This window comes from Streptococcus sp. HMSC076C09 (genome assembly GCF_001837905.1).
Classification (GTDB): domain Bacteria; phylum Bacillota; class Bacilli; order Lactobacillales; family Streptococcaceae; genus Streptococcus; species Streptococcus parasanguinis_I.
Genome location: NZ_KV834636.1, coordinates 4,782 through 26,046, shown reverse-complemented (window position 1 = coordinate 26,046; position 21,265 = coordinate 4,782). Strand labels below are relative to the sequence as shown.

General features: G+C 42.4%; 26 protein-coding genes. 19 read left to right on the top strand and 7 right to left on the bottom strand.

What is annotated here, in order from left to right; genetic code table 11:
• The first annotated feature begins 104 nt into the window (after positions 1-104).
• The 3 genes from HMPREF2704_RS03655 (at position 105) to glnA (ending at position 2,450) form a co-directional block, all read left to right on the top strand.
• Positions 105-638 carry an FUSC family protein gene (locus tag HMPREF2704_RS03655; RefSeq protein ID WP_003008874.1) on the top strand — a complete coding sequence of 178 codons (534 nt, stop codon included), beginning with the start codon at positions 105-107 and terminating at the stop codon, positions 636-638.
• Between the two features lie 66 nt (positions 639-704).
• Complete coding sequence (locus HMPREF2704_RS03650) at positions 705-1,064, top strand: MerR family transcriptional regulator (RefSeq protein ID WP_003008872.1); 360 nt, start codon at positions 705-707, stop codon at positions 1,062-1,064.
• Positions 1,065-1,103: 39 nt separating this feature from the next.
• Positions 1,104-2,450, top strand: coding sequence for a type I glutamate--ammonia ligase (glnA, locus tag HMPREF2704_RS03645; protein ID WP_023919214.1), 1,347 nt, complete (start codon positions 1,104-1,106; stop codon positions 2,448-2,450).
• Positions 2,451-2,701: 251 nt separating this feature from the next.
• Here the strand turns inward: glnA and rnjA are convergent, their stop codons facing one another.
• Positions 2,702-4,384: a ribonuclease J1 gene (gene rnjA / locus HMPREF2704_RS03640; RefSeq protein WP_003015245.1), complete on the bottom strand. Its 1,683-nt coding sequence runs from the start codon at positions 4,382-4,384 to the stop codon at positions 2,702-2,704.
• Between the two features lie 3 nt (positions 4,385-4,387).
• The gene (locus HMPREF2704_RS03635) at positions 4,388-4,618 is read right to left on the bottom strand and encodes a DNA-directed RNA polymerase subunit epsilon (protein ID WP_031576344.1); all 231 of its coding nucleotides are present in this window, start codon (positions 4,616-4,618) and stop codon (positions 4,388-4,390) included.
• Between the two features lie 292 nt (positions 4,619-4,910).
• Here HMPREF2704_RS03635 and tsaB point away from each other — a divergent pair, with 292 nt between their 5' ends.
• The 13 genes from tsaB (at position 4,911) to HMPREF2704_RS03575 (ending at position 13,446) form a co-directional block, all read left to right on the top strand.
• Positions 4,911-5,594, top strand: coding sequence for a tRNA (adenosine(37)-N6)-threonylcarbamoyltransferase complex dimerization subunit type 1 TsaB (tsaB, locus tag HMPREF2704_RS03630; protein ID WP_070845724.1), 684 nt, complete (start codon positions 4,911-4,913; stop codon positions 5,592-5,594).
• On the top strand, positions 5,591-6,028 hold the full coding sequence (gene rimI, locus HMPREF2704_RS03625) for a ribosomal protein S18-alanine N-acetyltransferase (RefSeq protein WP_070845722.1): 438 nt from the start codon (positions 5,591-5,593) through the stop codon (positions 6,026-6,028). The genes tsaB and rimI overlap by 4 nt, the downstream gene beginning before the upstream one ends.
• The gene (tsaD, locus tag HMPREF2704_RS03620) at positions 6,018-7,028 is read left to right on the top strand and encodes a tRNA (adenosine(37)-N6)-threonylcarbamoyltransferase complex transferase subunit TsaD (RefSeq protein WP_070507032.1); all 1,011 of its coding nucleotides are present in this window, start codon (positions 6,018-6,020) and stop codon (positions 7,026-7,028) included. Before rimI ends, tsaD begins: the two co-directional genes overlap by 11 nt.
• A gap of 18 nt (positions 7,029-7,046) precedes the next feature.
• Positions 7,047-8,132, top strand: a complete 1,086-nt coding sequence (locus HMPREF2704_RS03615; RefSeq protein ID WP_176745631.1) for a hypothetical protein — start codon at positions 7,047-7,049, stop codon at positions 8,130-8,132.
• Positions 8,133-8,145: 13 nt separating this feature from the next.
• Complete coding sequence (locus tag HMPREF2704_RS03610; protein WP_070845720.1) at positions 8,146-8,691, top strand: hypothetical protein; 546 nt, start codon at positions 8,146-8,148, stop codon at positions 8,689-8,691.
• Positions 8,692-8,738: 47 nt separating this feature from the next.
• A complete protein-coding gene (locus HMPREF2704_RS11495) occupies positions 8,739-9,059 on the top strand; it encodes a hypothetical protein (RefSeq protein ID WP_247926120.1) in 321 nt (106 codons plus the stop codon).
• Between the two features lie 116 nt (positions 9,060-9,175).
• Positions 9,176-9,646, top strand: a complete 471-nt coding sequence (locus HMPREF2704_RS11490; RefSeq protein WP_247926121.1) for a hypothetical protein — start codon at positions 9,176-9,178, stop codon at positions 9,644-9,646.
• 94 nt (positions 9,647-9,740) lie between these two features.
• The gene (locus HMPREF2704_RS03600; RefSeq protein ID WP_070845717.1) at positions 9,741-10,415 is read left to right on the top strand and encodes a DUF443 domain-containing protein; all 675 of its coding nucleotides are present in this window, start codon (positions 9,741-9,743) and stop codon (positions 10,413-10,415) included.
• Positions 10,416-10,465: 50 nt separating this feature from the next.
• Positions 10,466-10,999 (top strand): hypothetical protein, encoded by a 534-nt coding sequence (locus HMPREF2704_RS03595; protein WP_247926165.1) that lies wholly within the window; start codon positions 10,466-10,468, stop codon positions 10,997-10,999.
• A gap of 8 nt (positions 11,000-11,007) precedes the next feature.
• Positions 11,008-11,562 carry a DUF3592 domain-containing protein gene (locus HMPREF2704_RS03590; RefSeq protein ID WP_070845713.1) on the top strand — a complete coding sequence of 185 codons (555 nt, stop codon included), beginning with the start codon at positions 11,008-11,010 and terminating at the stop codon, positions 11,560-11,562.
• A gap of 110 nt (positions 11,563-11,672) precedes the next feature.
• Positions 11,673-12,368, top strand: coding sequence for an AzlC family ABC transporter permease (locus HMPREF2704_RS03585; RefSeq protein WP_070845711.1), 696 nt, complete (start codon positions 11,673-11,675; stop codon positions 12,366-12,368).
• Positions 12,355-12,681, top strand: a complete 327-nt coding sequence (locus HMPREF2704_RS03580; RefSeq protein ID WP_176745630.1) for an AzlD domain-containing protein — start codon at positions 12,355-12,357, stop codon at positions 12,679-12,681. The genes HMPREF2704_RS03585 and HMPREF2704_RS03580 overlap by 14 nt, the downstream gene beginning before the upstream one ends.
• 102 nt (positions 12,682-12,783) lie before the next feature.
• Complete coding sequence (locus HMPREF2704_RS03575) at positions 12,784-13,446, top strand: hypothetical protein (RefSeq protein ID WP_070845709.1); 663 nt, start codon at positions 12,784-12,786, stop codon at positions 13,444-13,446.
• 35 nt (positions 13,447-13,481) lie between these two features.
• Here the strand turns inward: HMPREF2704_RS03575 and HMPREF2704_RS03570 are convergent, their stop codons facing one another.
• From HMPREF2704_RS03570 to larA, 5 genes are all read right to left on the bottom strand, one after another.
• Positions 13,482-14,654, bottom strand: coding sequence for an aminoacetone oxidase (locus HMPREF2704_RS03570; protein WP_049523411.1), 1,173 nt, complete (start codon positions 14,652-14,654; stop codon positions 13,482-13,484).
• Positions 14,655-14,789: 135 nt separating this feature from the next.
• Complete coding sequence (gene larD, locus HMPREF2704_RS03565; RefSeq protein ID WP_024056458.1) at positions 14,790-15,503, bottom strand: D/L-lactic acid transporter LarD; 714 nt, start codon at positions 15,501-15,503, stop codon at positions 14,790-14,792.
• 20 nt (positions 15,504-15,523) lie between these two features.
• Positions 15,524-16,831 (bottom strand): nickel pincer cofactor biosynthesis protein LarC, encoded by a 1,308-nt coding sequence (larC, locus tag HMPREF2704_RS03560; protein ID WP_049503893.1) that lies wholly within the window; start codon positions 16,829-16,831, stop codon positions 15,524-15,526.
• Positions 16,831-17,598: a nickel pincer cofactor biosynthesis protein LarB gene (gene larB, locus HMPREF2704_RS03555; protein WP_023919185.1), complete on the bottom strand. Its 768-nt coding sequence runs from the start codon at positions 17,596-17,598 to the stop codon at positions 16,831-16,833. The genes larC and larB overlap by 1 nt, the downstream gene beginning before the upstream one ends.
• Before the next feature lie 8 nt (positions 17,599-17,606).
• Entirely contained in the window at positions 17,607-18,881 is a 1,275-nt protein-coding gene (gene larA, locus HMPREF2704_RS03550; protein ID WP_049489292.1) for a nickel-dependent lactate racemase, read from the bottom strand.
• 161 nt (positions 18,882-19,042) lie between these two features.
• Between larA and HMPREF2704_RS03545 the strand changes: the two genes are divergently transcribed.
• Genes HMPREF2704_RS03545 through HMPREF2704_RS03535 form a run of 3 tightly spaced genes read left to right on the top strand, consistent with a single transcriptional unit; the run spans position 19,043 to position 21,086 of the window.
• Positions 19,043-19,708, top strand: coding sequence for a Crp/Fnr family transcriptional regulator (locus tag HMPREF2704_RS03545; protein WP_070594487.1), 666 nt, complete (start codon positions 19,043-19,045; stop codon positions 19,706-19,708).
• 1 nt (position 19,709) lies between these two features.
• Positions 19,710-20,558 carry an ATP-dependent sacrificial sulfur transferase LarE gene (gene larE / locus HMPREF2704_RS03540; RefSeq protein WP_070665645.1) on the top strand — a complete coding sequence of 283 codons (849 nt, stop codon included), beginning with the start codon at positions 19,710-19,712 and terminating at the stop codon, positions 20,556-20,558.
• Positions 20,559-20,561: 3 nt separating this feature from the next.
• Positions 20,562-21,086 (top strand): DUF924 family protein, encoded by a 525-nt coding sequence (locus tag HMPREF2704_RS03535; RefSeq protein WP_049471959.1) that lies wholly within the window; start codon positions 20,562-20,564, stop codon positions 21,084-21,086.
• Positions 21,087-21,265 lie beyond the last annotated feature (179 nt).

Genomic DNA, 21,265 nt, shown 5'->3' with positions numbered 1-21,265 from the left:
GAATTACCGATTTCTGTCCCACTCTCTTTTTTTCTTTCTATTGATATCTGTTCTCTCCTTTCTGAAAATATGGTAGAATAATAGAAATAGAAAGATAGGTGACCATGGATTACTTTAAACGACACAAATTTGATTGGTCCAAATTCCGTTTGGGGATGAGAACCTTTAAAACAGGGATTGCCGTTTTTATTGTACTACTTATTTTTGGAATATTTGGCTGGCGAGGCCTTCAGATCGGGACGTTGACAGCTGTTTTTAGTTTGAGGGAAGACTTTGATAAGAGTGTCCACTTCGGGGCTTCGCGTGTCATGGGCAACAGTATCGGAGGTTTTTATGCCGTATTGTTCTTCCTTTTAAAAACGCTCTTTCATGGGGCGTATTGGGTGACTCTGATTTTTGTACCTATTGCGACCATGTTAACCATTATGACAAATGTCGCTATGAATAATAAAGCAGGAATTATCGGAGGAGTTTCGGCAATGCTGATCATTACCCTTTCGATTCCTAACGGAGAAACCTTCTTGTATGTTTTTGCCCGAATATTTGAGACCTTTATTGGCGTTTTCGTTGCGATTTTGGTCAATTCGGATGTGGATCGCATTCGCGATTTTCTCAAGAAACACAAAAAACCTATGTAAGATTATATAACATTTAATCTTGACATAGATTTTTTTTCGATATAATAGAATAGAAAGAGGAATGGTATGAAGGAAAAGGAATTACGACGCTCGCTGGCAGTCTTTCCGATTGGAAGTGTTATGAAGCTGACTGACTTGACAGCTCGCCAGATTCGTTATTATGAAGATCAGGGATTGATTTCTCCTGATCGGACAGAAGGCAATCGCCGCATGTATTCGTTGGACGATATGGACCGCCTGCTTGAGATCAAAGATTATATCTCAGATGGCTTCAATATTGCGGATATTAAGAAGAAATATGCGGAAAAAGAGCAAGAGCAAACCAAGGTTGTCAGTCAAGAAGAGATCCGTAAGGCTCTTCATCGTGACATTCTTCAGCAAAGTCGCTTCACATCTTCCCCATCGCCATATGGTCAATTTCGTTGATCATTTCATAAGCTTGTAATCTATTTTAAGGAGACAAAAATGTCAATTACTGCTGCAGATATTCGCCGTGAAGTAAAAGAAAAAAATGTTACTTTTATTCGCTTGATGTTCTCTGATATTTTGGGAACCATGAAGAACGTCGAAATTCCAGCTACCGATGAGCAACTGGACAAGGTTCTTTCAAACAAAGCCATGTTTGATGGTTCTTCTATCGAAGGATTTGTCCGTATCAACGAGTCAGACATGTATCTTTACCCAGATTTAGATACATGGACAGTTTTCCCTTGGGGAGATGAAAATGGTAGCGTAGCTGGCTTGATCTGTGATGTCTATACGACAGAAGGGGAACCATTTGCAGGAGACCCACGTGGCAACTTGAAACGTGCCCTTCGTCATATGGAAAAACTTGGATTCAAATCCTTTAACCTTGGACCAGAACCAGAATTCTTCCTCTTTAAGTTGGACGAAAATGGAGATCCAACTCTTGAAGTAAATGACAAAGGTGGCTATTTTGACTTGGCTCCAACAGACCTCGCAGATAACACTCGTCGTGAAATCGTAAATGTCTTGACCAAGATGGGTTTTGAAGTAGAAGCTAGCCACCACGAAGTAGCCGTTGGTCAGCATGAAATTGACTTTAAGTATGACGAAGTTCTCCGCGCTTGTGATAAGATTCAAATCTTCAAGCTTGTCGTGAAAACCATTGCCCGTAAACACGGTTTGTATGCAACCTTTATGGCCAAACCAAAATTTGGAATTGCCGGATCAGGTATGCACTGTAATATGTCTCTCTTTGACCAGGATGGCAACAATGCCTTCTTTGATCCAGAAGATCCACGTGGAATGCAATTGTCAGAAACTGCTTATCACTTCTTGGGTGGTTTGATCAAGCATGCCTACAATTTTACAGCTGTGACCAATCCAACCGTCAACTCTTATAAACGTTTGGTTCCTGGATATGAAGCACCTGTTTATATCGCTTGGGCAGGTCGCAACCGTTCTCCATTGGTACGTGTGCCAGCATCACGTGGTATGGGAACTCGTTTAGAATTACGTTCCGTAGACCCAATGGCCAATCCTTATGTAGCTTTGGCAGTCTTGCTTGAAGTCGGCCTTCACGGTATTGAAAATAAAATCGAAGCACCTGCTCCGATCGAAGAAAATATCTATGTGATGACACCGGAAGAACGTAGAGCAGCTGGAATCACAGATCTCCCTTCTACTCTTCACAATGCCTTGAAAGCCTTGACAGAAGACGAAGTGGTGAAAGCTGCCTTGGGTGAACACATCTACACCAGCTTCCTCGAAGCCAAACGAATCGAATGGGCAAGCTATGCGACCTTCGTATCCCAATGGGAAGTAGACAACTATTTAGATCTTTATTAAGAAACAAGAGTAAAGAGGCTAGGACAAAAATCCTAGCCTCTCAATTTTCTTTGGATTGTCGAGCAAGACGCAGTGGTTGAGTGGGCTCTACTACGCTGATTTCATCAGCTTTTACAGCCCTACTCAACTGTGCGGAGGTGGGACGACGAAATCGAATTCTAACGAATTACCGATTTCTGTCCCACTCTCTTTTTGATCCTCAAAAAGTCATCATAAAACCAGTTGAAACAGTGGTTTCAACTGGTTGTTTTTTAATTTTCGTCATCTGGTGTGAGAATCATTGGGATAATGATAGGTTCACGTTCCGTGCTCTCGTATAAGAATGGGCGAAGGGCATTGACAATCGCACCATTGACGGTTTGGATATTGGCATCTTTGTTCTTCAAGGCGATACGAATAGCATTGAAGAGAATGCGTTGGCTTTCACGGATCAGGTCTCCTGATTCACGCATGTAGATGAAACCACGGCTCAAGATATCTGGTCCTGCCAGAATCATCTTCGATTTGAAGTCAACAGTCGCAACAGCAAGCACGACACCGTCTTCGGAAAGGTCTCTCCGGTCACGAAGAACAGCAGCTCCGATTTCGCCGATGCGATTTCCATCGACATAGATGTCTTGGGCATTAAAGCTTCCTGCAATACGAGCAGAGTTGGCTGTAAGGGCGAGAACATCACCGTTACTCATGATGAAGATATTGTCTTTTTCTACTCCGCAATCACGCGCAAGTCCTGCGTGGATCTTCTGCATCCGGTATTCACCATGGACAGGCATGAAGTATTTTGGTTTGATCAAGCGGAGCATGAGTTTTTGTTCTTGTTGCCCCCCGTGTCCAGATGTATGGATGTTGTTGATCTTCCCGTGAATGACATCGACACCCGCTTCAGAAATCGTATTGATCAATTTGTTCACACTGGTTGTATTCCCAGGAATCGGACTAGATGAGAAGATAACGGTATCTCCTGGTTGGAGTTGCACTTGGCGGTGCGTTCCGTTGGCGATCCGAGAGAGGGCTGCCATCGGCTCTCCTTGGCTTCCTGTACACATGATCAGGATTTCATTAGCCGCATAGTCTTTGATCTCATTTGGCTCGATAATGGTTCCAGCAGGGACCTTGATGTAGCCAAGCTCGATTCCATTGACGATGGCTTTTTCCATGGAGCGTCCAAAGACGACGATCTTGCGACCTGTCTTGACAGCGGCCTCAGCGGCCTGTTGGAGACGGAAGATATTCGAGGCAAAGGAAGCAAAGATAATGCGCCCATGGATGCCTTCGATGATCTTCATGATTGATTGGCCAACCACTTTTTCAGAGTTGGTAAAGGTTGGAATTTCCGCGTTGGTTGAGTCTGAGAGCAGACAGAGAACGCCTTCTTCTCCAAGAGCTGCCATACGATGGAGGTCAGCCGGTTCCCCAACGGGCGTGAAGTCAAATTTGAAGTCTCCGGTACAGACAATCTTTCCTTGAGGGGTGTGAATCACAATCCCTAAAGGTTCTGGAATCGAGTGAGTGGTACGGAAGAAGGTTGCTTTAAGATTTTTAAATTGAAGCTCAGTGTTTTGGTTGATTTCGTAGAGTTTGGCATCGCGAAGAAGGCCGTGCTCTTCTAATTTTCCACGGATCAAGGCAAGCGCTAAAGGTCCAGCATAGATAGGGACATTGGCTTGCTTCAAAAGGAAAGGAATCCCACCGATGTGGTCTTCGTGTCCGTGGGTAATGAGGACCGCTTTGACACGATCAATATTGTCAACGATATAAGAGTAATCAGGGATCACATAGTCGATCCCAAGGAGGTCGTCTTCTGGAAATTTGATCCCGGCATCGACAATGATGATTTCATCTTGGTACTCGATCCCGTAGGTATTTTTCCCGATTTCTCCAAGTCCACCAATGGCAAATACACCAACTTCTTCAGGTTTTAAGGTATAGGCCATGGATTAGTACTCCGTTAGTTCAAAGGCACCTGACTCTTTCTCGTAAGCAAGGTGTTGCTCAGAAAGTGGTGTGATAAATTCAATGTTGAAATCTGTGTTTGCTTCAACCAATTGACGAGCTTGGATGCGTCCTTCGCGTTCATTTGGTGCATCAATATCGAGATAAAGTGCATGCGTCGTTTCACGACGAGGGTTCCGTTCTTTTGTTTTCTGATAAAAAACTTTGTAAATCATGAAGTAATTTTCCTTTCATTATTTCGGTCCATTTGTTAGCTGCGAAGGAGTGTAATCACTAGAGTTTTCTACTCGCAACTAGTGGACCTGATTCGATACAATTAATTATCATTATATCATAAATTCGCCTGTAAGTAAAAGATAGACTGGAAAAGTCAGAGGGGCAAAGACCTATAATAGAGAAGCTTTTGAGCAGTTTTGGATAGGAAAATCCTGCGTTCTAGAGGAGAGTTTCGCTGGGATTTGAAGGGAATTTGTAGTATAATATAATCCAGTTCAAGAGGAGTAGGAAATGAAATTATTAGCATTTGATACCTCGAGTAAGGCTCTTTCTGTAGCGATTTTAGAAGATGAGGCTCTACTTGCAGAAACAACATTAACTATTAAAAAAAATCATAGTATCACCTTGATGCCGGTCATCGATTTTTTGATGCAACAAATCGACTTGACACCCAAGGACTTGGACCGGATCGTGGTGGCAGAAGGTCCTGGGAGTTACACTGGACTGCGCATTGCGGTCGCAACCGCAAAGACCTTGGCTCATACCTTAGGAATTGAATTGGTCGGGGTTTCGAGCCTCTTAGCCCTAGTGCCAGATGATCTAGAAGGTTTGGTAGTGCCTGTCATGGATGCCCGTCGGAACAACGTTTATGCAGGTTTTTACCAAGATGATCAGCTGGTCGCACCAGAAGGGTATTTTCCATTTGAGGAAGTCCTAGAGCATGCAGCGACGAGTGAGCAGGTCACCTTTGTCGGAGAAGTCACGGCCTTTAAGGAGCAGATCGCCTCTAGCCTGCCAAGGGCTACTTACTATGAAACCTTGCCAGATGCAGTGAAAATCGGACGTCTCGGTCTCAAACAAGCGCCTGCTAGCCTCCATGATTTTGTCCCTCATTATCTCAAACGGGTCGAAGCAGAGGAAAATTGGCTCAAAGACCACACGGAAACAACGACCTCTTACATCAAGCGCCTATGATGAAAGGAACAATCAGGAAAGGGAGTAGCCAAGATGCGGCCTCCATTCTCGCTGTGCTGGAAGATGTCTATGAAGCAAGTCCCTGGAAGTTGGAGCAGATTGAAGCTGATTTAGAGCAGGAATCGACCTCCTATTTCCTAGCTGTGGATGAGGGGCAAGTCCTTGGATTTGTCGCCATTCAAGAGACTCTCTATGAAGCAGAGGTCTTACAGATTGCGGTCAAGCGCGTCTTTCAAGGCCAAGGCCTAGCTCAGCAGTTACTCGCGCAGTTGCCGGACCAAAAAGAGATTTTCTTAGAAGTGCGCGTGTCCAATCAACCGGCCCAAGGCCTATACAAAAAAATGCATTTTGAAGAAATTGCACGGAGGAAAAACTACTATCACGATCCCATAGAGGATGCTGTGATCATGAAGAGGAACCCAAATGAAAGATAGATATATTTTGGCTTTTGAGACATCTTGTGATGAGACCAGTGTGGCTGTCTTGAAAAATGACGACCAACTCTTGTCCAATGTCATTGCCAGTCAAATCGAAAGTCACAAGCGTTTTGGTGGGGTGGTGCCTGAGGTAGCCTCTCGTCACCATGTGGAAGTCATCACCGCTTGTATTGAAGAAGCCCTGGAAGAAGCCGGTATCACAGAAGCAGATGTCACAGCTGTGGCTGTCACCTACGGTCCAGGCCTAGTTGGAGCTCTTTTAGTCGGCCTAGCTGCAGCCAAGGCCTTTGCCTGGGCGCATGGACTTCCTTTGATTCCTGTCAATCATATGGCAGGGCATTTGATGGCCGCTCAAAGCGTCGAGCCCTTAGAGTTTCCGCTTTTGGCCTTGCTGGTGAGTGGAGGACATACAGAACTAGTCTACGTCAGTGAAGCGGGTGATTATAAGATCGTCGGAGAGACCCGTGATGATGCTGTCGGAGAGGCTTATGACAAGGTTGGGCGCGTGATGGGCTTGACCTATCCAGCAGGACGTGAGATTGATCAGCTGGCCCACCAAGGGGCTGATATCTATGATTTCCCTCGGGCCATGATCAAGGAAGACAATCTGGAATTCTCCTTTTCAGGACTCAAATCTGCCTTTATCAATCTGCACCATAATGCCGAGCAAAAAGGAGAAAGTCTCTCCAATGCAGACTTGTCTGCAAGTTTTCAGGCAGCCGTATTAGACATTCTCATGGCCAAGACCAAGAAGGCCTTGGAAAAATATCCGGTCAAAACCCTAGTCGTCGCTGGTGGGGTCGCAGCCAACCAAGGTCTCCGTGAACGCCTGGCTTCTGACATCACAGATGTCAAGGTCATCATTCCGCCTCTGCGCCTCTGCGGGGATAATGCAGGGATGATCGCCTATGCCAGTGTCAGTGAGTGGAACAAAGAAAACTTCGCAGGCTGGGATCTTAATGCCAAACCAAGTCTCGCCTTTGAAGGAATTGAATAAGAAAAAGGAGCCAATTGGATGTGCGATTCCAATGGCTTTTTTGCTGGGATCTCACCAACTAGTAGCGGATTTGCGAGTCGAAAGAAAATTCGGTATGATAGAAGGAATAAAAGAATGGTGAGGGAAGGGAGCGAGAAAATGGTAAAGGTACCGAATAGAGTCAAAAAACTAATCTTTGTAATGATTGGTGTTGGCTTTTTATTGATTTTGTCTTATAGGACTTATATCGCTATTTATATAAAACCATATACGTTTATTGATTTGAAAGAAAAAATTGTCGATTATGATTTTATTGAAAATGGGAAGGTTATCGTTACAAAATGGGATTATTCAAATAAACTCGATTATTATATGACAAAGAATAATGGGGATGTGTTACGATCTTATCCAATTGTCGGGAAAACAAAAATTGTTAAAGAATACCACAAACTAAAGGATATTAATGATATGAAACATAATATTCCGGATGGGAAAGAGTATTGGGGTATTACTATATACAATATAAAAAATAAGAAATTAACTCCTAAGGATTATGATCTTTTTAAAATGACTCGTGAATACAACAAATCATATGTACCAGATAGAATTGACAATGTTATCTATATTAGTAATGGCAAAGAATTGTTGGATATATACTTAAAAAGTCCTAAGGATCATTATAAGAAGGACATTATTAAATCTATTGATTTACAATCAGGAAAGGTAATTGATCAAGGTGATACAACGGAAAAAGAAGTTGTGAATGATTCAACCAACTATATTTCATTTTTACCTATTCATGAGCAGCTAACAATGGCTGATCGTAGAATCTCATTAGATAAAACCAAAAATTTTCCTGAATCCGATGCTACAATTTTTGATAAATACCCAAATACTAAAGATTTATTTTCCGAAAGTCATTCTATGATAGGGATTTTGGCAGATAGACCTAGTGTGGACACGAACATTCCTATACTTCAACTTTTAGTGAATCCAAAAACGAATTTATTTAAAAATGTTACAATACCAGCAGAATATTCTATAGATGGCCAAGAACATGAGATTCATTCCTATGATGAGTTTAAACAATTCTACAATAAAATAGAAAACATACAAGGAGAGTGAAAAAGAGGTTGTTATGCAAACAATGATTAATTTAGGGATATGGGAGAACAAGAATTACCATTTTGATTTGGAGGGAAAAGTCATACTAGAAGAGACATCTTCTCCTAACTACTGGTCTTATGTACTGCTCCCTATTACATTATTTATTATCAACAAAATTTCGGATGGATTAGCGGAGTATGGAATATTTGACAATCAGTTGGTACGACTTGGAACGATTCCAATTTTAGGTGTTATCTCCTACTTCTTAGCTGCGTGGATTATTCGATATTACCATGCAAGCCTGAAATTACAGACATCTAAGTTGGATGAGGATCAGTGCAAGAAGTTCATCAAGGCATTAAAGAGACGGAAGGTGTACTTTACATTTCTTGTCAATCTTTTTAGGTTCCTAACTGTAGCCGCTATTCTTTTGTTTGTTATCGGAAATGAAACCATTGCAGCACTCTTTTTGCTCATTAGTTTTTCAGTGATTTTTATGTTTAAATTTGATTACCAATTATCTAAATGGCCTGATATGATAGAGATCATATCTCAAGAAGTGGAAAATGGTAATTAAGGAAATCTCTGATGGGCATGAGGCCTTTGAAAAAGTAGGTGGATGTATTGAAAAAATTTTTAAGTTTGAAACTGGTTTGTCTAGCAATTATTGTAGTCGGTTTAGTATTCTATTTTAAACCTTCAGAGACTAAGAAAAATCCTATCGAAAAGAGACCTAGCTCAACAAAAGTCATTCATGAAGGGAATCTCAAGAATGTTCAATTATTTGGTGAGAAAAATCAATTTGTTTTGAGTAAGGATCTGACCTTGGTTGATGGGAAGTATCTGGTTGGTTTTGACTATGTAAAAACCGATGACAGAATAAATGGGAGTATGTCGGATTCCGATATTACGAGATTGACAATCATTTTAAAGAAACAACCGTAAATGCTTTAGATGAGATTCGTAAGACAGCACCAAAAGCCTTTATTTATGATTATCAAATAAATGTTAATAGTGGAGTAAGTGTTGTAGATCTAATCTATTTTGATTCTCGTAGTGCAATGGAACGTAGCATTGGAAATGGGAAAAATATTTATTACAAGTTAGATGAACAGAAATACTACAGCAAGTATGCCGTCCCAGAGGGCAGTGCAGTTAAGGAAAAAATTATAGACTATACAAATTTAATGGAATTAATCGATAAGAATACCGGTTTTGATCTTCAGGCAGGATTTAAATTTCAGAAACAGGCTAAGAATGTAAAGACAGATATCAATTTATTTGTAATTTATCCGGAATTCAAAGAGAAAATGTTGAGTGGTAAGTACTGGATTGAACCTAGATTACAGTTATTAAGTAGTAAGGAATGGTTTGATACTCTTCTTCATTGGTTTGCACCTAAAGGACAGGACACTTTACCTGGTGTAAAAATTGAAGCTCGGTACTCAATAGATGGTCAAGAACATGAAATTCGTTCTTATGATGAGTTTAAACAATACTACAATGGAAAAGGTGGTGAATTGAGTGAGTAAAGCCTTATCTGGAGGATTGGGAGAAGAAAGCTGGATTTGATCAGGTTAGTACCGTCTAGGATGCTATGTTGAAAGCATGTAGGAAGTAAATAGGATGTTAGAATATAAAGAAACAAGTATTTTCTGTCACCAACTGGTAGAGTACAATGGCAAAAAATTCCTGTTAGATGCTAGTACAATGAAGCCTAAGCTCTATTATTGGGGGTTGCCAACGGAAACTATTACTGTTGAGATGATGGAAGTAGATAAAAAAGTTGAAATTCCAGGCACACCCATCAATAAATTAAATGGGGGAACAGCAGCTATTCTAGTTCAGCCATTTGTGGGAGTGGTTTATAGTCTCTTCAAAAAGCTATTCGGTGAGTATGCTATTAGTCAGCAAATTTTTCTAAAGATAGTCTTATTCATGGTTGCCATGCTTATATCATTTGCGCTCTTTCGATTTTCTCTAGAAAAGGCTCGTAAAAAGGTTAAGACTCTATTTCCTACAGCGACTAAGAGATACAGGGTGACTTTCAAGCCGATACCAGAAAGAAAGCACATTTTTGATGCCCATCTATTGAATCTTGTCTTACTGGCCTGTTTAGCCATGTATTTATTCATCAATAATGGAACAGAAGGGATCTTTTTGGTGATAGGCGGTATTCTTACGGCTTTTCTATTGACCTTTGAATTTGGTAAAGTCCCAGTTCTTTTAGGAGCTAAAACAGGGAATTTACGGTTTGATAGTGTAGAAGAGATTGTCGTTGAAAAAAGTAATTCAAATTGAATGGACAAAAAAAGGAGTAGAAATGCTGAAAAAAAACAATTGTTTTGTTAGTGGCGCTTCTATTATTAACAGCATGCGCCCAGTCTCGACAGGAATCAAAAGATTCTTTGCCGAGCAAAACGGAACAGACCTCAAAAGAGTCTTCGTCTATTAAACATGAAGCGGATTTGCAATTTTTAGTGCCCCCTCAGTATGAAGGAAAAACATCTGATTTGATCGAACTGGGTAAGAAGTTGGTTAAGGAACATCCAGAACTTGGAAATCAAGGAAGCCTATCGATTAACTATACTGGCGCAACTTTCTCATCAAATCAACAAGAATATGCTGTTTTTCTATTGATTAACAAAGCTGGGTTTCAAATTGATAAGGATTTTGAATTTTCATTGAGTTGGAAATATGATGGGCAATTGATTTATCAGAATCAACGGATTGGCTATAAAATTAGTGACAGTGGAGCATTGCCTGATCAATCTGCCACGATTTTGACCTTGCCAATATCCAGTGAGCAAAAACAAATTGTCGAGAGCATGACACAAGAAGAAAAGATGTCATTAGAAATGTCGGATTTAAAAGTAACTAAGTAGGTAGAAAAATGCCAGTATATATTATACTTCTTTTTGTAATAGGGGGCGCGTCTATCTTTTTCCTAACTGCTTTTTTCATCTACTTCTGCATTTCTAAGCGTTTTGCAAGAAGGAAAAATCTATCAACAGAGCGGGTCGAAGGTATTGTTATTGGCTATGCGTATGCAAAACAGGTAATTCCACCAATTGTCGAATATATTGTTGATAGAATAGCATATAAGAGACAACTGGAATATCGTTGGACCGTGGTGAAATCGGCCCCTTGGATGAGTCGGAAGGCGGTAGCTGATACACCGGATCTTTTAAGTGAAAATTTAGTGATTTCTAGAAACTCAATGGTCTCCTATACAAACGTTTTAGAAGAAGCCTTTCCTAAAGGATCTACCATGACCGTCTGGTATAATCCTCAAAATCCAGAAGAATCTTATGTTGAACGTTTTTGTAATAAAGATAAACTGTATAAAAAGTTAGCTCTTCTCTTTCTCGTTCTCTACATCATTTATATGATCGTTTTTGTAACACTTACGATTTTATCTATAGTTTACAATTGGAAGGCTAATTAAGATTTTAAAATATAAGGGCAGTAGAAATGGTTTGAGTCTCTCATTGGTCCTTTTTCAACCTTTTTTCTTGTGTTATAATAGAGGTCAATGATTTAGAAAGGAGTGAGAGAGTGGAAAAAGATTTTTGGCAGGGGGTGAGGGACGCGCTACCGACGGCTTTGGGCTATATCAGTATTGGCCTGGCTTGTGGTGTGGTGGCGTCTCCCTATCTTTCTCCTTTGGAGATGGCCTTGATGAGTATCTTGGTCTATGCTGGGGCAGCCCAGTTTGCGATGATCTCTCTGATTGCGGCCCATTCTTCGATCTTGAATATGGCCTTGACGGTGTGTTTGATCAATCTCCGTAATATGTTGATGAGTCTGCATACGTCATCTGACTTTAAGGATGCTAGTCTCGCTCATACCATCGGGATTGGAAGCCTCCTGACCGATGAGAGTTATGGGGTCTACTTGAGCGAGAAGTTAAAGACGGATACCATTACAGTCCCTTGGATGCATGGGAACAATCTAGTAGGCTATGCGGCCTGGATCGGTGCGACGGTTATCGGAACAGCTCTAGGATCTCTCCTACCTGATCCAAAGGCTTTTGGGCTTGATTTTGCTTTGGTGGCTATGTTTATTGGGATTTTTGCAGCCCAGTTTCAAGGAATGCAACTGACAGAAAAGACCAAGACTATGCTCATGGTGCTGTTAGCAGTAGCAGTGAGTTTCTTTCTCTTACTCTTTTTTGTTTCGCAACCGCTAGCTGTGCTAGCTGCGACCTTGATCGGCTGTTTTGTGGGGGTGGTCTGTGATGCGCGTGAATAATTATATCTTCATGGCCATTCTGGCCTCAGCCCTCGTTACCTGGACTCCTCGGATCTTGCCCTTCCTCTTAGTCAAATACAAGGGACTGCCGGCTCCTGTGACCCGCTTTCTCAAATACCTGCCCATTTCCATTATCTTTGCCTTGGTTTTATCAAGCTTAGTAGAGGGGAAAATTGGAAGCCTCCCGCAGTTTCACTGGTTGGACCTCATGGTGACCATTCCTAGCTTCTTTGTCGCCTTTCGTTACAAAAACCTTATGGGAACCGTTTTGTTTGGAATTGTCTTGATCGCCCTATTGCGATTGGTGTTTTAAATGGAAAAATATGTTACAAAAAAATTACAATTGTTACAAAAAAACTTGATTTTTGTAACAATTGGAGTATAATGGGAGTCAGAAAGATAAAGAGGTGATCGTATGAAAAAATCAATCTTCCGTTGGAGTGCCGCTGTTCTGGTGGCTGCTTCACTTGGTCTAGCTCTCGGTGGTTGTGGTGCTAAGGATAAAAAAACAGCTTCCTCATCCGAAAAAGCATCTACCAGTAAGGTAGAGAAAAAAGCCAAAAGTAATAGCAAAAAGAGTGCGGCATCTTCCTCTCAGGCAAACGATACAGCTAGCTCTTCGACTCAAGCCAGTAGCGCGACAGCTTCAAAAGACTCTGGTAAGACCGAGAATGCGTCTACTACGACGCAAGCTACTGTCCCTGCAGAATTGGTGGGAACTTGGGTAGGATCTAGTCCACAAGCGGATGCGATTAAAATGACAGTGGATGCCAATGGAAATGTGACAACAGTGGTTAGCTTCAAAAATGATAGCGAACCAACTCGGACAGCTACCTATACTGCAAGAGCAGTCCAAGCAACAGGCAATATCTACTATTGGGAGTCAGAAGGATTGGATGGAGCTGATGCCTTGCTTCCTGGGATCACAGGGCTAGGTGTAGCCAACTTCCGACTGGAGCCAGGTTTTGTCTTAGAAGAAGGCCATTATACCCCGATTGTTTTCACAGCGCCTGTCAATACAGAATTTGACTACACCAAATACAATGATTTTCGTTTTTCATTAACCAAAGAACAATAAAAAGACGAACTCGATGGAAAATCGAGTTCGTTTTTTTAGTAATGAGGGCTCCCTGCTACCCAACCGGTGCAGAGGGCGGATGTAATATTAAAACCGCCTGTATGGGCATTGATATCGAGGACTTCTCCTGCAAAGTGGAGTCCAGGGACGAGCTTACTTTCTAGGGTTTTCGGATTGATTTCTTTGAGGCTGACACCGCCCTTGGTCACAAAGGACTTGGCTAGAGACATCTTCCCGGTGACGGGGATAGGCAACTCTTTGATCTTTTGAATGAGCTCTTCTGTCTGAGGAGGAGTGAGTTGCTTGGCTTTTTCAGGGAATCCTTGCGCCAAGAAATCAGCTAACCGTTCAGGAAGTAGGGCTTTGAGGCTATTTTTAATGGCCTTTTCTCGATGCTCTTCTAGAAAGTCTTTTAACTCTTGGGAAGAAGTGATCGGAAGGAGGTCCAGAGATAAGATTTCCCCGCCTTTAACAAAGCTGGACATCCGAAGGGCTGCAGGGCCAGAAAGTCCAAAATGGGTAAAGAGAAGGTCGTGTGTGATGATGTGTTTGCCGTAGCTGAGGGTCACATCTGTCAGAGAGATCCCTTGGAGGGCCTTGTGTGGAAAATCTGTCAAAAGAGGGCTTTCTGCCGCTTCTAGATCTGTAATGCTATGTTTGAAGTGGCGGGCAATTTCGTGTCCGTAGCCAGTAGAGCCGGTAGAAGGGTAAGATTTTCCTCCAGTCGTAACGATCAGCTTATCAGCTGTCCAAGTGTTTTCAGATGATTTGACGATGAAGACGTCTTCTGGCTTGGTGACGGAGACCACTTCGCAGTTGGTGGCCATGCTAGCACCTAGCTCAAGGATCTTATTTTCTAAGGCTTGAATAATGGTGCGGGATTGATCACTAACAGGAAAGACCCGACCATGATCTTCGACCTTCAGTTTGACGCCATTATCGGTAAAAAATTGGATGATATCATGATTATCAAATTGGGAAAACACACTGTAAAGGAAACGGCCATTTCCAGGGATACCGGCCATCAAATCGTCTAAGGTCCCGTTATTCGTGACGTTACAGCGACCTCCTCCGGTACCAGCAAGTTTCTTACCGAGCCTTTTATTTTTTTCGATCAGTAGCGTAGGTTGGCCATAAGAGGCGCTAGCAATAGTAGCCATCATACCTGCTGGGCCACCACCAATGACAATGGTGTGAAAATGAGTCATGTCGTTCTTCCTTCTCTTGTTTTTTCATGATTTGCTTTGTCCATTATATCATTTTATGGACGGCTTCGGAAATGAAGGAATCAAAAAACAAGCACCTTTCGATGCTTGCTTTTGAATGATTCTTTGATCAACTCATTACATGATTCCAAGGAAGTAACGGATGAAGAAGAAGGCAAGGACAGCACCAACAAATGGAGCAGTACCTGGTACAAGAAGACCATATTGCCAGTCGTTGTTTACTTTATCTTTGATTGGCAAGATTTGGTAAGCGAAACGAGGTCCAAGGTCACGCGCTTGGTTCATCGCGAAACCTGTAGTACCACCAAGACCCATACCGATAGCCCAAACGATCAAACCAACAGTGAATGGAAGCATTGCTTCGTTGGCATGTTCAGCAGCCATGATAGATGTCAAGAAGATAAATGTTGCGAACGCTTCGACGAAGTAGTTACGTGGAAGGTTACGGCAGTTAGGGTTTGTAGAGAAGATGTTACGGATAGCAACACCATCAATTTGACCTTCAGAAATCTTGAAGTGGTCAGCATACATAAAGTAAGCAATCAAAGCTCCAAGGAAGGCACCGATCATTTCAGCGATTGCAATTGGGAAGAATTGAGCGATTGTCAATTTACCAAGAAGGACTTTAAGCAAAGCCATTGCAGGGTTCATTGAAACGCCGCCAAAGACAAACAAGCAGACAGTGATACCGAATGCCCATGTAGTAATCGCAAATAAGTGTCCAGTTCCAGCATATTTTGTTTTCTTCAAAACGTCGTCACAGTGTACGCCAACCCCGAAGATAATCATCAAAGCTGTACTCATAACTTCTGCAAGTAATTGATGTGTCATGTTAATTAATGTCTCCTAAATTAATAAATGTATTTTTGTAATTGGTGATAAACTTCTTGAATCGGCAACTGCATCTCCGTAGCAATACGCTGACAGTCTTCGTATTCAAGTGTTTTTTTAGTGGTAGATCCGTACTGGTTAATTTTTACCGTAACGGGTCCAAATTCCGTATCGATTTGTTCAAATCGACGTTGCATGACCTTTCGGTCGACTTGTTGGTATCGAAAACCAATGGTACTGGTTTCTTTGAACAAGAGGGCTGAAAAATCTTCCAACTGACTTCCTTGAATCAAGAGAATCAATTCAAAGCCAGGGCGATTCTTTTTCATAACGACGCTACGATAGTAGACATCTAAAGCTCCAGCGTCCAGGAAACGGTGGATAATATAACCGAGTTGCTCTGGTGTTTGATCATCGATCGTAGTGGTGATCTCAATAATTTGATCTTCCGTGCGATGAACAACAGTGGTGCTGTGAGAGGTGTCTTCTTTCAATAGCGAACCGCGTAAAGCATTGAATTTTCCAGTCTCTCTTTTACCAAATCCATAGCCCACACTTTCGATGGAAAGGTGAGAGGGGATTGGTTCAAAGATTGGTGACAATGCTTTAAGGAGGGCTAACCCTGTCGGAGTAATCAACTCCGTTTTAACTGTGAAGTCTTGAGTAATCGGAATAGTCGTTCCTTTTCTCAACTGCATCACAGCGGGAACCGGAACAGGCATTTCTCCATGGGCAACTGAAATAGTCCCACTTCCCTCAGTGAGAGGAGTAGAGTAAACTGTATCGATACCGAGCGATTCCACTAGGATGAAAAAGCTAACGATATCGACGATGGAGTCAATTGCACCAATTTCATGGAAATGAATCTGTTCGACAGGCATGTTATGCACAGCTGCTTCGGCCTTTGCGATATCAAGAAAGACTTCAAGACTCTTTTCTTTCACAAAAGGACTCAACTGTGAAGCGGCAATCAGATCGTGGATATCCGCATAACTGCGAGCATCCGCGTGGGAATGGTGATGATGATGTTCATGATCGTGATGATGTTCGTGATCGTGATGGTGTTCATGATCGTGATGATGTTCATGATCGTGATCAAAATCACCTTCAATCCCCGTATCTTTCTCCCCGTGGTGAAGGTGAACATCAAAATCAGTTCCCCAAATTGCGCTCTTTGCGACGCGATGAACGTGGAGGTGGAAACCATCCACTCCCAGTTTCTCGAGTTCTGTGTGAAGAAGCTCGACATCTGCCCCAAGGTCCACAAGAAGACCATTGAGCATATCGCCACTTATTCCAGAAAAAGGTTCTAAAAATAGACTGGTCATCAGTTTTCCTTTCGATTGTGGTTGAGTCGATTGATCATACATGCTGAATAAGCTGCACCAAATCCGTTATCAATGTTGACGACCGTTACGCCAGAAGCGCAAGAGGTCAACATACTCATCAAGGTTGTTAGCCCTTGAAGGTTGCTTCCGTATCCAATGCTGGTCGGAACGGCAATAACGGGAACATCCACAAGACCTCCTACAACACTAACAAGAGCTCCTTCCATACCGGCAATCACGATGATCACACTGGCTTTTTGGATCTCTTCTAAGCGATTGAAGAGGCGATGGATGCCGGCGACTCCCACATCATAGATTCGGCGAACCGAATGGCCAAAGGTTTCTGCAGTGACTGCAGCTTCTTCTGCAACAGGAACATCACTTGTCCCTGCTGTGACGACCGCAATGTAGTGTTCAGGATCGGCTTCTTCCTTTTTAGAGTTGAGAACGAAGCAGCGGGCTTCCGGATAATAGTGGCCAGTCGGAAAGCGCTGAGAAAGAGCCTCTCCCTTTTGGAGAGAGACTCTTGTTGTGAGGATCGGCAATTCTTTCTGTGAAAGAAATTGCAGGATTCCTTCAATTTGCTCAACTGTCTTTCCTTCGCCGTATACGACTTCAGGGAAGCCGTTGCGACGTTGCCGGTCAGTATCAATTGCTGCATACCCTAGCTCTTTAACCCCGTTGATTTGCTCCAGCGCATCCTCAACGGAGAGATGGCCCGCTTGCAAAGAACGGAGTGTTTGTTCTAGATTGGGTTGAAAATCCATGTTTGATTCTATTCAACAACGACAGAAAGTCCGTCGCGGATAACAGTTACTTTAGCATCTTTTCCTTCACGAGCAAAGGCTTTTTCAAGCGCTTCGTCAAATGAAGTTGCAAGTTCCATATGCATACCTTTGATCAATTCAGGATCTACAAGGTCAGATACAAAGATAACATGGTGGTGTACCAAAATACGTGCCAAGATTTGAGAAGTCCATTGGTCTGGGACAGTCTCTAAACGAGGTGTATTGATGGCTTGTTCCAAGAATTCTTTTGGATCTTCTACGTCAGCAAGGTTGCGATAGAAACCTTCTCCACCGTGACCGTCTGCACATCCAGCTACCATGATGATTGTTCCGCCTTCTTTGTTAGAAGCTTCGGCTGCAGTCATCCCTTTAACAGCTTGGTAGATGTTTTGGTCAAGTGGGAAACCACCGTTTGTTGAAATTGTGATGTCGCTTTCGATCTTAGACACACGTGCCAAGTCTGCAACGAAGTCACAACCAACTTTGTGGGCTTCAACCATGTCCCCAGCGAAAGATCCGATGATGTGTTTTTCGCCGTCCAATACAACGTTGACGATGAAGGCCAAGTTTGCAGTACGAGCAGCGTAAAGCATATCTTCGTGGATTGGGTTGTGGTCAAGGTTACCAGTACGTGCCTTATCAGAATTGATGAAGTCACCTGAGTGGTTCGCCATGATAGTTTTGTATGATGCGATACCTGGAAGGACTGATTTACGTCCACCTGAGAAACCAGCAAAGAAGTGAGATTCGATGAATCCTTCTGCTATCAACAAGTCAGCTTCAGCAGCGATCTTATTGATGATACAATCACCACCTGAAGGAAGTTGACCGATTTTCACCATGTCATCGTCGTTTGTTGAAATGTGCATAACGATTTCTTCATTGTCAACGATTTCTTGGCCGTATTTATTGATCAATTCTTCACGAGTTGAAGGACGGTGGAAACCAGTAGCAACCAAGATACGCACGCGTGCATCAGGGTTAACTGAGCGAATACGACGCAAAATGATTGGAGTGATGATGTGAGAAGGAACGGGACGAGTGTGGTCAGAACTGATCAACACGATGTCTTTTTTGCCTTTAGCAAGTTCTTCCAAAGTAGGGCTGCCGATAGGGTTGTCCATTGAACGTTCAACAGTTTCTTCTTCAGACAGTGGGTTATGGAAGTTTTCCGCCTTAGACTCTAACAATCCTGCAAAGTTTTCATCTGGAATCTTTGCAACAATCGATTTTTTGTCGTACGGTAATTTAATTTCTACCATTATTTGCGATCTCCTTTATTAATACTGATACTTATAGTATAATTCTTTTTAAAAAGAGGTGTGCACCAATTGATGTCAACAAATGTTAACGTCGTTCGTTTTGAACAGGTGTATCATTAGTGTGACTTCTATGAAGAGCCAAAACAGGAGGAAAAACGCGCGTGGATTCAGCATTTTTAGTGAAATTCTTGGAAGAGAGGCGAACGCCCATTATCAAGAAAAAATACCACAGCTACCTCTCTTATCGCGGGATTAAAGAGGACTATATCTATATTTTAAAAGAAGGGGTTGTCAAGACCAGTGTCATCATGCGTGATGGTCGAGAATTTAACTTTTCCTATTTAAAAGCGACCGATATTGTATCCTTGTTACGGGATGAGGTATCCAATTATACGGACTCGCCTTTTAACGTGCGCGTCGAGACAGCTGAGGCTAGTTTTTACCGGATTCCTCGGGTCAAGTTCTGGACCTTTGTCAAAGAGAAAAAGGAACTGCAAGATTACGTACGGGATTATTATCGCAATAAACTGTCTGAGAGTATGGAATCCCAGCAGTACATGATGATGAATGGGAAAAAAGGCGCAGTTTGTTTTCACCTACAAAAGCTGTGCAGTTTGTTTGGGGTAGAGCAGGACGATGGTATCTTGATTGATTTTAATATTACCAATGAAGATATTGCTGGTTTTTGTGGGATCTCAACCCGAAACAGTGTCAACCGCATACTGAACGAATTAAAGCGGGAGGGAGTTTTAGACATTCGACAGCAAAAGATCGTTATTTTGGACATCGAACGAATTGAAGAATTTATTGGAAGGGAAACATTCTAACATGGCAACAGAAGCACAAATCAGAAAAGAAAAAGAAGAAAAATTACAAGATATTTTGCGGGAAATCGGAAAAGTAGCCGTTACCTATTCAGGTGGGATTGACAGCTCTTATCTCTTGAAGGTGGCCTTGGATACCTTGGGACCTGACAATGTTATTGCGGCCGTCGTGAACTCTGAGATGTTTTCAAATGAAGAATTCGATCTAGCGCTCGACTTGGCCGATCAGCTAGGAGCACCTGTGCTTGGACTGGAAATGAGAGAATTGAGTGATCCACGGATTGCTGCCAATACGCCCAATATTTGGTATTACACCAAACAATTGATGTACCAAACTATTAAGGATTCAGTTACAGAACTGGGCTTTAAGCAATTGGTAGACGGCAATATTATGGATGATATCGACGATTTTCGCCCTGGTATCAAGGCTCGGGACGAAGCGGGTGTCCGCAGTGTCTTGCAAGAAGCCGGCCTCTATAAGACAGAAATTCGTCAATTGGCCAAGGAAAGAGGGGTCTCCAATTGGAATAAGGTGCCATCTTGTAGCGTTGCCTCACGCTTCCCATACGGAGTGAAAATCACTTCAGAAAATGTACAACGGGTTTTTGAAGGGGAAGAGTTCCTTGTAGGACTTGGCTTTGAGCAAGTCCGTGTGCGTGTGCATGGAGACTTGGCGCGCATCGAAGTGGAAGAAGACCATCTGCTTAAAGCCATCCAACTGCATGACAAGATCAATGACTACATGAAAAAAATCGGATTTACCTATGTAGCCTTGGATTTGGCTGGATATAAGTACGGCCGGATGAATGATGCATTGGATGAAAAAACAAAAGAAAAAATTATGGCAGGTTAAGCAATGAAGGAAGTGATAAGGTTCTGGTTCGAAGAGTTGAAGCCAGAGGATTGGTTCAAAAAATCAGAAGCACTGGATCAAGAAATGCGGGAGCGCTTTGAGGAACTTTATTGGAAGGCCAGTCGTGGGGAATTGTTTCACTGGCGGGCTACGGCAGAAGGGCGTTTAGCAGAGATTTTGCTCTTGGACCAAATTCCTCGCAATATTTTTCGAGGGACTGCCCAAGCTTTTGCGACAGATTCCCTGGCCTTGGTCTTGGCCCAAGAAGGCCTAACACAAGCTCAAGAATTACCAGTTGTACAAAGAGGCTTTTTCTACATGCCCTTTATGCATTCGGAATCTTTAACCATTCATGAAGAAGCTCTGCGCCTATTTGATCAACCGGGCTTAGAAAAGCGTTTGAAGTATGAGAAGATGCACATGGACATTCTTCAACAATTTGGGCGTTATCCACATCGGAATGCCATCTTAGGACGGCCTTCGACCAAGGAAGAAGAGGAGTATTTGAAAGAACATTCTGGCTTTTAAGGGAAGATGAGGCCCACAGATTTCAAAACTCTTTTCTCTCTTCATGAAATTGCCTGAAACAGCAGGCATGATGTCAGAGTTCCCTCACCTAGGCTTTTCCAAGCGTCTAAAAAATGGTATAATGAACTGTAAATTTCACAATTTGGAAGGAATGTTATTGCTATGATGAATATGCAAAA

What these genes read in the sequence shown, in the direction of transcription:
- HMPREF2704_RS03655 (WP_003008874.1), top strand. Translation starts at nt 105, where the DNA reads ATGGATTACTTTAAACGACACAAATTTGATTGGTCCAAATTCCGTTTG.
- HMPREF2704_RS03650 (WP_003008872.1), top strand. Translation starts at nt 705, where the DNA reads ATGAAGGAAAAGGAATTACGACGCTCGCTGGCAGTCTTTCCGATTGGA.
- glnA (WP_023919214.1), top strand. Translation starts at nt 1,104, where the DNA reads ATGTCAATTACTGCTGCAGATATTCGCCGTGAAGTAAAAGAAAAAAAT.
- rnjA (WP_003015245.1), bottom strand. Translation starts at nt 4,384, where the DNA reads ATGGCCTATACCTTAAAACCTGAAGAAGTTGGTGTATTTGCCATTGGT.
- HMPREF2704_RS03635 (WP_031576344.1), bottom strand. Translation starts at nt 4,618, where the DNA reads ATGATTTACAAAGTTTTTTATCAGAAAACAAAAGAACGGAACCCTCGT.
- tsaB (WP_070845724.1), top strand. Translation starts at nt 4,911, where the DNA reads ATGAAATTATTAGCATTTGATACCTCGAGTAAGGCTCTTTCTGTAGCG.
- rimI (WP_070845722.1), top strand. Translation starts at nt 5,591, where the DNA reads ATGATGAAAGGAACAATCAGGAAAGGGAGTAGCCAAGATGCGGCCTCC.
- tsaD (WP_070507032.1), top strand. Translation starts at nt 6,018, where the DNA reads ATGAAAGATAGATATATTTTGGCTTTTGAGACATCTTGTGATGAGACC.
- HMPREF2704_RS03615 (WP_176745631.1), top strand. Translation starts at nt 7,047, where the DNA reads ATGTGCGATTCCAATGGCTTTTTTGCTGGGATCTCACCAACTAGTAGC.
- HMPREF2704_RS03610 (WP_070845720.1), top strand. Translation starts at nt 8,146, where the DNA reads ATGCAAACAATGATTAATTTAGGGATATGGGAGAACAAGAATTACCAT.
- HMPREF2704_RS11490 (WP_247926121.1), top strand. Translation starts at nt 9,176, where the DNA reads ATGGAACGTAGCATTGGAAATGGGAAAAATATTTATTACAAGTTAGAT.
- HMPREF2704_RS03600 (WP_070845717.1), top strand. Translation starts at nt 9,741, where the DNA reads ATGTTAGAATATAAAGAAACAAGTATTTTCTGTCACCAACTGGTAGAG.
- HMPREF2704_RS03590 (WP_070845713.1), top strand. Translation starts at nt 11,008, where the DNA reads ATGCCAGTATATATTATACTTCTTTTTGTAATAGGGGGCGCGTCTATC.
- HMPREF2704_RS03580 (WP_176745630.1), top strand. Translation starts at nt 12,355, where the DNA reads ATGCGCGTGAATAATTATATCTTCATGGCCATTCTGGCCTCAGCCCTC.
- HMPREF2704_RS03575 (WP_070845709.1), top strand. Translation starts at nt 12,784, where the DNA reads ATGAAAAAATCAATCTTCCGTTGGAGTGCCGCTGTTCTGGTGGCTGCT.
- HMPREF2704_RS03570 (WP_049523411.1), bottom strand. Translation starts at nt 14,654, where the DNA reads ATGACTCATTTTCACACCATTGTCATTGGTGGTGGCCCAGCAGGTATG.
- larD (WP_024056458.1), bottom strand. Translation starts at nt 15,503, where the DNA reads ATGACACATCAATTACTTGCAGAAGTTATGAGTACAGCTTTGATGATT.
- larC (WP_049503893.1), bottom strand. Translation starts at nt 16,831, where the DNA reads ATGACCAGTCTATTTTTAGAACCTTTTTCTGGAATAAGTGGCGATATG.
- larB (WP_023919185.1), bottom strand. Translation starts at nt 17,598, where the DNA reads ATGGATTTTCAACCCAATCTAGAACAAACACTCCGTTCTTTGCAAGCG.
- larA (WP_049489292.1), bottom strand. Translation starts at nt 18,881, where the DNA reads ATGGTAGAAATTAAATTACCGTACGACAAAAAATCGATTGTTGCAAAG.
- larE (WP_070665645.1), top strand. Translation starts at nt 19,710, where the DNA reads ATGGCAACAGAAGCACAAATCAGAAAAGAAAAAGAAGAAAAATTACAA.
- HMPREF2704_RS03535 (WP_049471959.1), top strand. Translation starts at nt 20,562, where the DNA reads ATGAAGGAAGTGATAAGGTTCTGGTTCGAAGAGTTGAAGCCAGAGGAT.